Source organism: Flavipsychrobacter stenotrophus (assembly GCF_002954265.1).
GTDB lineage: Bacteria > Bacteroidota > Bacteroidia > Chitinophagales > Chitinophagaceae > Flavipsychrobacter > Flavipsychrobacter stenotrophus.
Window position 1 is genome coordinate 189,011 of the sequence record NZ_PPSL01000006.1, and the last position, 16,331, is coordinate 205,341.

3 protein-coding genes are annotated in these 16,331 nt (G+C 46.4%); all 3 read right to left on the reverse strand.

Features of this window, described 5'->3' with window-relative positions; genetic code table 11:
- Nucleotides 1-68: 68 nt before the first annotated feature.
- The 3 genes from CJD36_RS19300 to CJD36_RS19310 all read right to left on the reverse strand — a co-directional run bounded on the left by CJD36_RS19300 (nt 69) and on the right by CJD36_RS19310 (nt 16,306).
- Nucleotides 69-5,867, reverse strand: a complete 5,799-nt coding sequence (locus CJD36_RS19300; protein WP_105040841.1) for a T9SS type A sorting domain-containing protein — start codon at nt 5,865-5,867, stop codon at nt 69-71.
- 237 nt (nt 5,868-6,104) lie between these two features.
- Nucleotides 6,105-11,636, reverse strand: coding sequence for a beta strand repeat-containing protein (locus CJD36_RS19305; protein ID WP_161499388.1), 5,532 nt, complete (start codon nt 11,634-11,636; stop codon nt 6,105-6,107).
- A 251-nt stretch (nt 11,637-11,887) separates the two neighbouring features.
- Nucleotides 11,888-16,306: a beta strand repeat-containing protein gene (locus CJD36_RS19310; RefSeq protein WP_105040843.1), complete on the reverse strand. Its 4,419-nt coding sequence runs from the start codon at nt 16,304-16,306 to the stop codon at nt 11,888-11,890.
- Between the last annotated feature and the right edge of the window lie 25 nt (nt 16,307-16,331).

Below are 16,331 nucleotides of genomic sequence, written 5' to 3' on the forward strand. Positions count from 1 at the left end.
AAGTAAGAGGGCTGACCAAAGTTTTGGTCAGCCCTCTTGCTATTTAATAAAATAAGCTTGCTACAACATTACTGCTCCAATACAAAATGGAACACCTTACTCACATGTTCTGATTGTACATTAAGTATGTACTGACCATTGGCCAGCGCACCATTAAGCAAGATCTGTGTATTGATTTCGCCATTTACTGTTTTAGCGGTGTTGCTGTATACCTTACGACCCAACACATCAGTTATGTTCAGTGTCACTTCTTCATTGTTTTTTATACCCAGGTCACCCTTGATGGTGAATGAACCATTATTAGGGTTAGGGAGCAATGATAGATTAACTCCATTCTGATTGAGCTCATGCACACCTACATTAGTACCTATTGCAATGGTCAATGATGTAAACACACTCACGCCGCTACACTGGTCGGTATTGGTAACCGCGCAACTTACTGAGTCACCATTCAACAATGTGTTGGTGATGAATACAGTATTGGTAGCGCCTGTGATCGGAATATTGTCAATGAACCACTGATAGGTAGGTGCAGTACCACCACCGCTGGTAAGTGTGATGGTAAATGTATCGTTCATGCCCGCCGGAATAATATACCCGGGCTGTGCTGTGATAACACCTACAGGTTGTGTAATTGGCAACACGGTTATAGTCTCATTAGCAGTTGCAAACGGTGTGGTCACGCAAGGGAAGTTACTGGTCATGGTCACCTGCACATTATCACCATTAACAGGTGGATAAGAGAATATAGGACCCGCGACTGTGTTCACTCCGTTTACTGCCCACTGGTAAGTAGGAGCTGTACCACCACCTATCATATTGGTTGTAAATATTTCGGGGTAACCCTCGCAGGTTGTCAAGCCCAATGATGAGTTGATGGAAACAAATGGCGTTATCAGGTTACTTACCGTTAGTGTCTTGGTAGCCGTGGCAGTTGTGGCCGTGCGGCAGAAAGCATTACTGTTTAGAATAGCAGTTACTACATCACCATTAGCAGGAATATATCCGTAAGACGAACTTGTACCTACAAAACCAAGGTTAACATACCACTGATACGTAGGTGCCGTACCACCCGCCACAGGAATTGCATTGATGGTAGTAAATGCACCCGAACAAACAGTATCTCCGCCAGGTATAGACAAGCTTACAGCCGGTGTAACAATAGGATGCACCGTCATGGTAACCCAATTACTTGCAGTATCAGGCACAGCACAACCATAGTTACTCAGTATCCAAAGCCTTACCAGGTCACCATCGGCAGGATGGTAAGTGTAAGTAGATGCACCGGATAAGATAACATTATTGATACTCCATACGTATAACGGGGCAGATCCACCGTTAACAATAGTACCCGAGAATGTAACCGTATCTCCTGCACATATAGTTGTAGACGGGCTGGCATTTACGGTAACTGAAGGCACCACAATAGACGTAACATTTACAGGCAAGATCACATAACAGCCGCTTGTACCTGTAGTATAAGAAATGGTTGCAGGCCCTATAGCCACACCATGTGCCACACCCGATGCGTCGATAGTTACATTCGTAGTATTGCTACTGCTCCATGTGCCGCCACCAACAGCATTGCTTAGTGTGCTTATGCCATTGATACATATGGCAGCTGAGCCTGTAATAGGCCCCGGTATTGAATTTACAATAACACTTGTAGCTGTTTTACAACCCGTTGGCAATGTGTAGGTGATAGTAGATGTACCCGGAGTTAGCCCCGTAACACCACCACCCGAACTAACAGTAGCAACAAATGGATTGCCAACCGTCCAGGTGCCACCAGGCGTAGAGGAAAGCGTTGTTACAGATGTCTGGCAAACAGAAAGCGTACCTGCAATAGCAGATGGCAATGGTTTTACCTGAAATGGAGCGGTATAAGAGCAAGCGTTACTGCCGGTATAGCTAACAGTAGCAATACCCGCATTTACACCGGTAACTACTCCCGCTGAAGTGATCGTTGCTATTGTAGCAGGAGTGATACTCCACGTACCAGGAGTGGTAGTATTTGTCAATGTGGTCATATCACCCGCCTCGCATACAGACAAAGCTCCTCCTATTGGATTAGGTATTGGCAATACAGTAACGTTGGTAGCTATAGAGCAACCCGTAGCTGTAATAGTATAAGAAATAGCCACTACTCCCGCAGCTACACCATACACCACACCACCGGCATCAACAGTAGCTGTGGCTGTAGCACCACTGCTCCATGTACCACCCGTTGTAGTTTCAGTAAGCGTAATAGTTGCACCACCACCGCATACGGTAGTTGTCGCACCACCTATTGGCGCAGGCAATGGATTAACGGTAGCCGGAACAGATACGTAGCAGCCGGTAGCATTTAATGTATAAGTAATATTGGCTGTGCCTACTGCAGCACCTGTCATAGTACCCGCAGGTGAACCCATAGTAACATTCGCATTAGAAGAAGACCATGTACCGGGAGCAGAAGCATCTGTAAGTAAGGTCGACTGATTCAAACAAACAACTGGTGTACCACCAATAGCCGCAGGAAGCGGATTGACCGTAATAGCTCTGGTAACATAACAACCGGTTATTGGCAGTGTGTAAGTAACTGTGCCAGCACCCGCACCTACCCCTGTAATAGTACCGGCAGCATCAATTGTCAAAGCTGTACCCGGACCACCGCTCCATGAACCTGTGCCTGAAGCATCGGCCACGGTTACTGTAGCACCATTCTCGCAAACTGCTGACGCGCCGGTAATAGCCAAAGGAAGCGGATTGACCGTAATTGGCGTGGTTACATAACAACCGGTAACCGGTAAGGTATAAGTGATAGTAACACTACCTGTAGTACCGCCCGTAACTACCCCACCCGAAGTGATCGTAGCGGTAGCTGATGGCCCTGAACTGCTCCATGACCCCGTACCACTTGCATCTGTAAGTGATATGGTAGCACCACCCGCACATACGCCCGAAGGACCTGATATTGGTGATGGCAAAGGATTGACCGTAATAGTGGTTGATGCACTGCAACCAACTGACACTGCATAAGTAATAGCCGAGCTACCCGATGCAACTCCTCCAACTGTACCAATAGTACCGGCGCCCGATACTGTGGCGGCGGCAGTGGTACCGCTGGTCCATGTACCACCAGTAGCAGTATTAGCCAATGATATTGTGCTACCCGCACACACTGCCGTAGAACCCGTGATGGCAGGCATAGCTGCATTTACCGTGATAGGATAAACAACATAGCAACCCGACGGCATAATATAACTGATAGTAACCGGACCGGTAGACACACCGTAAACCGCACCACTGGCTGCATCAACAGTAGAACGAGCTATAGTACCGCTGCTCCATGAACCACCCAATGTAGTTTCAGACAGCGTCATGATACCGCCTACGCACACTGTAGTTGGGCCCGTGATACTGTTTGGTGCCGATATAACCGTGATCAAAGCGGTATCTGAACAGCCCGTGATAGGTGCTGTATAAGATACTATAGTAGTACCTACCCCAACACTTGTTACCTGGCCTGTAGCACTAATGGTAGCTACAGCAGGACTGCCACCACTCCATGTACCGCCAGCGGTAAGATCTGTAAGCGTGGTGGTAAAACCACCCGTACATAATGTGAACAGACCCAGGATAGGTGAAGGTGGAGGATTCACAATGAGCGTCAATGTATAAGTATTGGTACAACCTGTAGTTGAGTTTTTGATAGTTAAAGTACCCGTATATGTATTGGCTGCTGTACCACCCGGAACAGTAACCGTGAGCGGGCTTGCAGGCAAAGCAGTGAAAGCGGTAATATCTGCCGGACCGCCTGCAGGCAACCAGGTAAGTGTATATTGGTTAGGCGTACTTAGTGAGCCTGTATATATATAGTTGACAGTTGCTGTTGCGGTATTGTAACACATTATGGCCGACGTAGTCAACCCGGTAAGGCTTACCGCTATTACTGTGTAACTGTTAGGCGTAGTAGGCGCTGTTGTAACCGTGTTCACATCGGTAGCTACCAACCCTGCAGAAGGATTGGCGAACACTGCACCGGCCGTTGTCTGCGCTATTACGTAATAAGTGATCACATCGGTACCCGCTACACCACCCATAGTACCGGCAGTAATGTTGAAATTCCATGTACCGCTGCTGGCAGTACCACTGGCCAAGGTACCCGAGGAATGGAACCATGCACCTGCATTCTTCCTGAAGTAGATTTGCGGAACGGTAACACCGGTAGTAGGCACACCCACACCCGACGTAATGGTCACACCATTCAGTGCCACATCGCCCGTGCTGCAGGTAGTAGTTGGCAGCAAAGTGTAAGAAATGTTATTGGCTACTATCTCATCTGCGCCCATTGTTGGAAAAGTAGTGCTTCTTGTATTGCCATCTATGTCGGTAGTAATTGCTGGTGTGCCAATGGGGGTACCTGTAGCTAATACGTTGTTGGCGGCCGCTGTAGTAAGATGTAGATCATAAGGAACAACAGTAGAAACAAATGCAGGTAGGTATGGAGTAATTGAATTGACATTACCACCAAAACCCGTTTGCATTGCAGCAATTGTGGTTCTGTTTACACCACCAATTCTACCCAGGTTAGGTGAAACAGAATAATAGTCGTTATAATCCATCCCATTTGCTGGGAAAATTGTATTTGCAGCCGTGCAATAGACGCCATAACGGGTAGAACCAGATGTCTGGCTATTTACAATAATGTTGTTTTTAATTATTACTGACCCAGCTGTCGTAACAGCATTTGTAATATTAATAGCCGCAGTAGCAAGTCCCGCAGTGGAATTGGTAATTAGCTGTATCGTATTGTTATACAAATTATATCCACCTCCCAGATCTATAATTATTCCATAGCCATTATCTCCGAAACCAGTGCCGCCAGTCCAACCAGTAGTTGACCAGATGTTGTAGACAAAATTATTGTACACATTAATATTGGATGCTGTAGTTGTTGCATCCAGAAAAATACCATTGCAACCAAATGTAGCAGCGGTATTATTTACGTTGCCCACACTATTATTATATATATTTCCTCCGGCAAAAGAAGATGTCAACTGAATACCGGTTGGGCAGGATGCTGTGTTAGCACTTACTCCATCTATAATATTATTACTAATAGTGAAACTGCCAGCATTCTGTAAGATCATTCCGCGAAATCCAAGTGTAAGAAATGAGTTACCCGTAATATTCCAGTTCAAATCGTACGGGGCTGTTGCCACTCCAAAAAGATAAATACCATTCTGTGTATTTGAAAAAAGATTATTCTGTATTGTATTGTTTGAATTGGCTGTTAATGCCGCGGCACCAACAGTACTACTGCCAGTAAGTATACCAGCAACAGTTGTTCCTGCTGAAAACCCGGTTATTTTACAATTCTTAATTACGTTATTCGTAGCTCCATCTGCCGCACTTGCGCTTACTATCCAAAGCACAGTGACAGTTCCTGTATTAGTATTTGTAATAGTGAGGTCCCTGGTTGTTCCACCGGCTGTATTTGATCCATCAATGGTAACATTATCTGCTCCGTTCAACTGAAGGATGCTACTGGTAGCTATATTTCCTGTTATCGTTGGCGTTGTTGCTGCAGCTGGCTTTATTGTAATAGCACTATAAACAGACGATCCTGTCCCACTACTGTTCAAAACTGACTGTACCGTTTCGGTTGTATTCGCCGTGACTGACACATTAATAACACCCTGATGTGTACCCGCATTGATCGCATTTACAGCACCATTCAATGTAGTATACACAGTTGGCCCAACCGTACCCGCAGTGGCGGTAACACTAATCTGCGCATGCGCAACAGTGGCAAATAATAGGGTAAATGCAAAAATGAGCAAGCCAGAAAACTTACTCTTCATCAATGTATAGATAGACATAACAACAACTTTATAGAATTATTCAATATAGATAACCCATTGTAAACTTAACGATTCCTTATTATTAGAACAAATTTACGTTTGAGATTGTTTATTTATTATCTTTTTACACTTTTTTATTAACCGTAAGTTATAATTACTTAATCCACAAAAAACTAAAACAGCCCGTCCATATTACCGGACGGGCTGCTCAACCTTTTATCTAAATATAATAGACGAGGTATTATCTACTATCTACTATCTACTCAATGAGAAATGGAACGTCTTGCTCACATTAGGCGATTGAACGTTGAGCAGGTACATGCCTGCTGCAAGGCTATTGCTCAATATCACCTGCTGGTCCAGTTCACCACCCTTTGTTATCGCGGTATTTCTGTAGATCACCTGGCCCAGCATATTGGTAACTTCCAGAGTCACTTCCTCATCCTTAGCATTACCTACACTACCTTTTATAGTAAATGTACCACTGTTAGGGTTGGGTATCAGCAAGAGGTTACTACCCTGCTGCGTAAGATCATGTACGCCTACATTGCTGCCTATGGCAATGGTGAGAGAATTGAACACACTTACACCGCTGCACTGGTCAGTATTGGTTACCGCACAACTTACTGAGTCACCATTCATAAGTACATTAGTGATGAACACAGAGTTAGTAGCACCTGTAATCGGAATATTATCAATGAACCACTGGTAAGTAGGTGCAAGACCACCACCACTTATCAGGTTGATGGTAAACGTATCGTTCATGCCAGCAGGAATAATATAACCAGGCTGTGCGCTGATCACACCTATTGGCTGTGAGATCGGCAATACCGTTATAGTCTCATTTGCAGTAGCTGTTGGTGTTAACACGCAAGGGAAATTGCTGGTCATTGTTACCTGCACGTTATCACCATTTACAGGAGGATAAGTGAAGATATTACCTGAAACTGTATTCACACCATTTACCGCCCACTGATAAGAGGGAGCAGTACCACCACCTGTCATGTTGGTAGTAAATACCTCAGGATAACCTTCGCAGGTAGTCAATCCTAATGACGAGTTGATAGATACGAATGGCGTTATCAGATCACTTACAGTAATTACCTTAGTTGCCGATGCCGTAGGCGCCGTGCTGCAAGGCGCATTGCTGGTCACAATAGCAGTTACCACATCACCGTTTGCCGGTGTGTAGGTGATATTCGGACCTACACCCGCAAAGGCAAGATTCACATACCACTGGTAACTAGGCGCTGTGCCACCTGCTACAGCTATGGCATTTACCATTGTTGGCACACCTGTACAAACTGTGTCGCCACCCGTTATAAATAAGGTAAGGCCAGGAGTTACTATCGGGTTAACGGTCATAGTTATCCAGTTACTCGCTGTATCGGGTATAGCGCATGAATAGCTGCTCAGTACCCATAGCCTTACCAGGTCGCCATTGGCAGGAGTATAGCTATAACTTGTTGCATTAGATAAGATCACATTGTTCACACTCCACACATACAGCGGACTTGCGCCACCATCTGTTATTGCAGCAGAATAAGTAACCGGTGTGCCCGCGCACACAGTGCTTGATGGGCTGGCGAACAAAGAAACCGTAGGGCTCACTATACCATTCACTGTTATTGGTAGTGTTGCATAGCAACCACTGGTACCAGTTGTATAGGTCATCGTAGCCGCACCCACCACAAGGCCGTGCATAATGCCGGTTGTAGCTTCTATCGATGCTATAGCAGGTGCGCTGGTGGTCCACACGCCACCCGCTATTGAATTATGTAGTGTAGATACGCCACCGAAGCAAACATAGTTAGCGCCGGTGATAGTGCCCGGTATAGCATTTACAGTAACCGTTGCGGTAGTAATACAACCCGTAGGCAATGTGTAAGTAACCAGCGAATTACCGGCCAGTATACCACCTACACCACCACCTGAGTTTACAGAGGCAATGAACGGACTACCCACACTCCATCCGCCGCCCGGGCTGGTAGAAGACAAGGTAGTCACTGACAACTGACATACAGAGAACGTACCGGTAATGGTAGCCGGTAATGGATTAACAGTGATCGGTGTAGTTACAAAGCAACCATTACCACGTGTATAGGTAACCGTTGCACTACCTGCCGCAATTCCTGTTACTGCGCCTGTTCCTGATATAGTTGCGCTGGCGCCAGAGCTTATGCTCCATACACCTGGCACTGTTGAATTGTAAAGATTGGTAACACTACCCGCCTCACATACAGATGTAGTACCGGTTATTACAGCGGGTGTAGGTATTACAGTAATATTTCTGGAAATATAACAGCTGGTTGTTCCATTGCTATATGTGATAGGCGCCGTACCTGCTGATACACCGCTTACCACGCCGGTTGTTGCATCTATTGTTGCTACAGACATATTACCGCTGCTCCATGTACCACCAGTTGTTGCACTTGTCAGCGAAATATTCGCACCACCTCCGCACACAGTGTCGGTAATTCCGGTTATTGGTTGAGGCAATGGATTAACAGTTGCGGCAGCGGTAGTGTAACACCCTGTCACAGGCAATGTGTAAGTGATGATTGCAGACCCTGCACTTACACCGCCCATAATACCGGAACCTGTACCAATTGTTGCTACTGCTGTATTATTAGAGCTCCATGTACCTGTTCCTGAAGTATTAATAAGAGTAACCTGGTCATTAACGCACACCGTAGGTGTACCTCCTATCGCAGCAGGCAACGGATTAACTGATATGGCACTTGTAACAAAACAGCCTGTAACAGATAAAGTATAGGAAACTGTTCCTGCACCTGCCGTGCCGCCTGTGATCGTTCCGACTGCATCTATAGACAAGGTACCCGACGGGGTTGCGCTCCATGAACCACCTGCGGTAACATCCGATACTGTAACAGTTGAACCACCTTCACAAACAGCACCCGGACCAGATATAGGAGCCGGTAACGGATTAACTGCAATTGGTGTAGTTATATAACAGCCTGTAACCGGTAGTGTATAAGTAATAGTAACACCACCTGTTGCTACACCTGTAACCACACCACCCGATGTAATTGTAGCAATAGTAGAAGGTCCCGAGCTACTCCACGAACCTGTACCTGTAGCATTGGTAAGTGAAATCGTTGCACCGGCAGCACACACACCTGTAGGACCACTGATAGGTGCAGGGAGCGGATTCACATTGACACTCTTGTAAGCATTACATCCTACGCTGGTAGAATAAGTAATTGTAGATGTTCCTGCAGCCACGCCACCCACTACTCCGCTACCTGTTACAGTAGCCGCAGCTATAGTCCCACTGGTCCATGATCCACCTGCCGTTGTATTGGCCAGTGATATAGTACTACCTGCACATACCGCCGTAGGGCCGGTAATAGATGGCAGCGGAGGATTAACCGTAACATTGGCACTTGAATAACAACCTGAAGGATAGAGATAGCTTATAGCCGCTGTACCCGCAGATACGCCATAAACAGCGCCCGTAGCAGAGTTGACAGTAGCTACCCCGGTGCTGCCACTCACCCATGTACCACCTGTAGAAGTAGTACTAAGCGTAGTTACACCACCGCCATAACATACGATCGTAGACCCGGTAATAGCAGCAGGAGGAGCAATAACATCTACAAGTGCCGTATCGGTACAACCGCCGGGTACTGAGTATGTAATTATTGCCTGACCGGTAGCCACACCGGTCACTACACCTGTTGTGTTTATTGATGCGGTAGCAGGTGCACCGGTGCTCCATGTACCACCACCGGTAGCATTACTTAAAGTGATCGATCCTGTTACACAAACTGTTCCGGGCCCTGTAATAGGGAAAGTACCTGAGTTAACTGTGAATACCATAAAGGCAGTACAACCCGATGCTGTATAATATACAGTGTCTGTACCTATAGCCAGCCCGGTTATAACGCCGGTAGTTGGATTAATGGATGCGACAGTAGTATTAGATGTTGTCCATGTACCACCTGCTGTAGTATTTGATAAAGTTGTAGATAGCCCCTGACAAATGCTTGTAGCTCCTGTAATGGCTGCAGCGCCCGGGTTAATGGTAACTACTGCTGTATCCATAGAATTACAACCACTACCTGTTACAGTAGCTATGTAATTAACAATGGTAGTTGTAGAGATGGTTGTAGGATGAACATATACTGTAGTGGCAGGTGAACCGGCTACATAAGCTGTGGTACCTGCAGGATTAGTAAATAAGTTAGTAGTTGGTGTCCATGTTGGTGCGGCACCTGCTGTAGGTGTACCTGAGATAAGTACATTGTCTACAGCCCAGAAATAACCCCAGATACTACCATAGTCATACCTTATCTTACAATTGGCATTACCAAGGTAAGCGGCTAATGAAAATGTTGCTGTCTGGAATGACGTACTTGTTCCAACTGTTGCTGTATAGGCATTAATTAATGTCCATGTTGCACCACCGTTGATAGAAATTTCAAGGCGGGCTATATCATTTGTGTTCCAATATTGATAAAAATGCTGGAAGGTAAGTGTAGCCGCAGAGTAGCCCACCAAGGAGAAAACAGGAGAGACCAATTTTGTTCTCGTTGTAGAACCACTCCCACCTGCATCCCCATTTGTTAAAGCAAATGAAGTACCATCGGGAGTAGAAAATGCCGGATAGAACCCATATAGGTAACCATTGGCCTGCACTTGCCACGGGCTTAGCGCAGATGTAGCTCCCATGCCTGTATTATCAACTGTCCAAGGCGCAATACCAGAATTAAAGTTTTGCGATAATACTGTACCTGGTGTAGGAGGAACTGTAGCGGTTAATGTAACGGTTGCACCATTACAAATAGTAGCTACAGAAGGGGTAACAACCGGCACAGGTGGTGCTGCTAATAAACTTACTGTTGTTGTAGCTGTAGTAGTACATGTACCATTTGTAGCCGACAAAGTATAAATACCAGCTGTGGCACCAGGAACTGAAGGACTAAGTAAAGTAGATGTGAAACCACCGGGCCCAGTCCACGAGTACGATGTTCCTGAAGAAACGCCTGTTAATGTAACAGTTCCACCTGGACAAACAGCGGGACTCGCTGTAGCAGATGCCGTAACAGCACAACCAGACCAACGATAAATTTGACCGTTAGTTGGGTTGCCACCTAGGGTAGAAGTAAATGTAACACTTGATGGTGCCGGTGAAGCGCCAGTTCCCGGCAACGTTTGGTAGTCCGTACCGCTATTAGAGATACCTATAGAAGCGGACATTCCGGAATAGGTACCTGCGCCATAGCAGTAATCAATTATATTTGACCCTTCATACAATTTGATTTGAAATGTAGCTCTTGTCGTTAAAAAAAAAGGCGCAAAATTGTTCCATTCAAAAGTAAAAATCCTATTTGGAGAAGAGCCCGTTGTTTGATAGTATGCAGTACCGGCAGGGCTTACAAATGCTCCACCGTCAAGATCATCCCAATAAGCAAAAAGTAATCCTGCACCAATAGTGGCGGTAGATGTCGTTGCATTATTCCTGCTTACAAAACCAGTACCATTGTAATTGGTCAATGACAACCATCCATTTGAGCAAGCAGAAACCGTGTTATACGTGACGCCTGAGAAAGTAAAGTTGAATCCTATTGGGATGCCGGTTTGGCTGATGTCATCGCCGATAACACCTCCTGCGTATGTACCGGTTGCAGCAATACTCGAAAATGTTCCCGAGAATGCATTAAAGTTATACGCAGCAGCTGTTGTTTGTCCATTCCCCCGTGTAGTAACAATCAAGGCACACAGCAATATCAACACATGTTTAAGCGAGAATAAATTTTTCATCATAAGCGTATTAAGAAATAATGAGTATAATTTTAACGTAAACTTAATAATTTCGATTTATTATAACAACTTTATTATTATCATTTACGCTGAAATTTCAATATTTATCCACCTACTATTAACTTATGATTGCTGTTAACCAATAAATCACTTTTACCCCAATTTTTAACTTTTAAAGCTATTTTGATCACAAAAAAAGCAACCCATCCATACCGGACGGGCTGCTCTATCTACTATCTACTATCTACTATCTACTGTTGCACTGTAAAGTGGAATGTGTTACTACCGGCTTGTGTGCGAACGTTTAGCAGGTAAATACCATTGGCTAGGCTGCCGGGGAGGGAAACACTTTCATTCAGTTCGCCTGCCTGCGTGCTCACCTGCTGTTTGTAAACTACCTGTCCCAACATATCAGTCACTTCCAGGGTGGCCTGTTCGTTGGTCGTTACGCCCAAATTACCCTTTATGGTAAATGTCCCGTTGTTGGGATTGGGAGCCAGCACCAGGTTACCGGTGGTATTAACGTTATTCACACCCACATTACTACCTACCGTTACTACCACATAGTTAAAGACAGTTACACCGCTGCATTCATCGGTATTAGTTACCTGGCAGCTTACTGAGTCGCCGGTAAATAATACGTTGGTGCTGTAGATGCTGTTTGTTTCACCTGCCAGCGGTATGTTGTTCTTCAGCCACTGGTAGGTTGGCGCAGTACCGCCTCCGCTTAGTATGGTACATGTAAATGTAGCCGTTACACCTGCCGGTATGATATAACCGGGATCCGCAGTTACTACTCCTATTGGTTGTACAACCGGTATCACCGTAGGTACAAAATGGGTGAATGCCGTTGGTGAAGACACGCAAGGAAAATTGCTGGTCAGCATTACGCTTACATCGTCGCCATTTGCAGGCGCATAAGAGAATACAGCGCCTGTGGCTGTATTCACACCATTCACTGCCCACTGATAGGTTGGGGCTGTACCGCCATTTACCTGTGCTGCCGTAAATACATCAGGGTAACCCTCACACATTACAGGTCCCATTGATGAGGTAAGGCTAACCATTGGTGTCACATACGGACTCACAGTAAGTACCTTGCTCCCTGAAACCGCAGTTGTTGTGCGGCATGGAGCCGAGCTGCTCATATTCACTGTTACTACATCACCATTAGCAGGCACATAGCTATATGTTGTACCACCACCTACAGGCAGTGAGTTCACAAACCGTTGGTAGGTAGGTGAAGGCCCAGGCGCTACCGGTAACGCGGTCATTGTGGTCAACATACCCGTACAAACTGTATCGCCCATACCGGTAGTAAGTCCCACCGATGGTGTCACTATCGGGTTAACGGTCATAGTGAGTACCGCGCTTGATGTATCGGGTATAGAACATGCATAGCTGCTCAGTACCCACAGTCTTACCACATCACCATTAGCAGGCGTATAGCTGTAGATAGTAGCATTTGATGATATGACATTGTTGATGCTCCAGACATACAGCGGACTTATACCTCCATCAATTACCGAAGAGTTAAACGTAACCGGTGTGCCCGCGCAAATAGTAGTACCTGTGCTGGCTGCTATAGTTACCACCGGTGGTGCCGTAGGACTTATGGTTATCGGCTTGGTAGCAAAGCAGCTACCCGGCCCTGTAGTATAAGTAATAACAGCACTACCAACTGCCACACCCGATACAGTACCTGTAGTATCAACTGTAGCCTGTAAATTGTTACTGCTGCTCCATGTTCCGCCGACAGTCGCATCGCTAAGTAATGACGTATAACCGTTACACACATAGTTGTTACCTGTTATGGCCGCTGGGATCTGGTCTACCTGCACATTGGAAGTGGTTTTACAGCCTGTGGGCAGCGTATAGGTAATAGAAGCAATACCGCCTGTCACACCCCCTACTCCACCACCAGCGTTTACTGTAGCAATTGATGTAGCACCAGATGTCCAGGTACCACCGCCGCTTGTACTGCTCAATGTGGTTATATTGGTCTGGCATACTTCAAATGTACCTGTAAGTGCTGCCGGCAAAGGATTCACGGTTACCGCAGTACTTACGTAGCAGCTGTTAGGCGCTGTATAAGTGATCATTTCTGTACCGGCTGTTACACCTGTAACCACACCATTAGAATCTATATAGGCCGATGCACCTGCACCGCTCCATGCACCACCTGGTGTAGCATCACTTAGTGAGGTCATAGATCCCGCTTCACATACATCCGTTATACCCGCTATTGGTGCAGGGTTAGCCTTCATCAACACAGGTGTGGTCGCAAAGCAACCCGGTATATAAGTATAGGTGATCGTTGGTGTACCTGCGGTATAGCCGGTAACCACACCTGTAGCAGCATCAACGGAAGCAACAGATGGATTGCTGCTTGTCCATGTACCGCCAGTTGGTGTGCTGGCCAGTACCGTAGTACCGCCATTATAACATACCTCTGCAAGGCCCGTAATAGCGGTTGGCGGCGGCAATACATTTAACAACGTGGTATCATTACAACCCGATGGCATTGTATAAGTGATCACGGCTGTTCCTGCAACTCCCGATGTTACCACACCAGCTGCGCTGACTGTCGCGATCGTAGCATTGCTTGTTGTCCAGCTACCACCCGGGGTACTATTAGCAAGGGCTGTTGTGAAGCCACCATTACAAATAATAGTATTACCTGTAGTGGCTGTAGAGAAAGTAATTACATTAACTACGAAAAATGCACTACACCCACCCGACACTGTATAGTATATGGTATCAATCCCCGCTGCCAGTCCGCTCACTACACCCGTTAGAGGATCTATTGTGGCCACAGTGTTATTACATGCCGACCACGTACCACCCGGCGTAGGATTAGCTAATGTAGCAGACGTGCCCACGCAAATGCTTGAGCTACCGGTAATAGCAGGCACGCCTGTATTTACTGTAATCACTGCCGTGTCTGAAGAGGTACAAACACCGTTAGTAATAGTAGCAATATAACTTGTTGTAGTACTGGTAACAGTACTTGTTGGGTGCATATAAACAGTCAACAATGTATCGCCCGCCGCATATGGCGTACTGAACGTTGGTGTGCTGAACAGGTCAGTAATTGGTGTCCACACTGGTGGCGCGAGTGCCTGCAAGCCGGTTATGCTTATGTCGTCTGTATGTATGTCATTGCCAAAGCGACTGTAAAAATAGAACATCAGGTAGTTAGTACCACCAGTGAAACCCGCTGGTATAGCACAGGTATATTGATACCAACCCGCAGTACCCGGTGAAGACGTACCCGTAACACTACCGGTAGTCACCCCACCCATTCTCCTGGGAACATATCCCAGAGTTGTTGCTCCCGTTACAGAGGCCGTAGTGTTCAGGTAAATAGTCACACCTTCAAGGTCATAAGTCGCAGTGTTGTAACCCGCATCTCTGTACATCCAGAAGGAGATCTGTCCACCGGTGATGCCACTCATAGAGAACGATGGCGATATCAATGTAGCATTGGTACCCGTGCCATAGCTCCAGCTATGAAATGCCGCCAGGAAGCTACCTGTATGCGGTGCTACAGTAGGATAAGTACCATTCGCTACCTGCGTTAGATATGCTGCCGATGTAGCTGTAGTATTCCACCCTGCTACCGGTGTACCCGGCACTGTAGGCACACCACTCTCCCATCCCTGGTTGGGTATAAGATTAATGGCGGCCGGGGGCAATGTAGCGGTAAGTGTAACCGTATTACCATTACATATGGTAGCTACCGATGGTGTTACCACCGGTGCCGGCGGTGGAGTGAGTAAACTCACGTTTGCGGTTGCAGTTACACTGCAACTACCATTGGTACCGGTAAAAGTGTATACACCCGCTGTAGTAATACCATTGATTACCGGGCTAAGGTTTGTTGAAGTAAAACCTCCCGGTCCGGCCCATGAATAACCAGTACCACTGGTAGTACCTGTCAGTGTTACCGTACCACCGGGACACACAGCCGCACTGGCAGCAGCCGCAACCGTTACCGGGCAGCCAAACCACCTGTATACTGTCCCACTGCCCGGCGATGTACCGATATTTGTTGTAAACGTAGTGCTCGATGGTGTTGGCGATGCCGCAGCAGATGGAAGGCTTTGATAATCGGTAGTGCTGTTAGCAATACCAATAGATGCCGAGTGCGATGCGTAGGTACTGCTACCATACCAGAATTCGATCACATTAGTAGTCTCGTAAAGCTTTACCTGCATATTGCAATTGCCCGATCCTGTCCAGGTGCCCCAGTTGGTGTATTCAAATGTAAAAACCCTGTTGGGCGATGTGCCGGTTGTCTGGTACCAGGCCGTATTACCAGCCCCGTTCAGATCATCCCAATACGGCATCAGGAATCCCGCGCCTTGTATATTGGCTGCACTATTGGTCAGTATGGTAGACGAACTGTTGTTAAGCGATAACCAGCCATTAGAGCATGCCGACAATTGCGTATAGGCTACGCCACAAAAAGTAAATGAGAACCCTATAGGCACTCCCGTCTGGTTCCTGTCATCCCCCAAAAATGTAGACCCCATAGCCGTTCCCGTTGCCGATATACTGCTGTATGTGCCCGTTGTGGCGGTGAAATTATAAGCTGCTGCTGTTGTCTGGCCATACCCGGCCCACGATACCAAAAGGAGGATAAATAAGATGGATAAACGTTTCATAAAAGGTACATTTTAAGCTGCATTA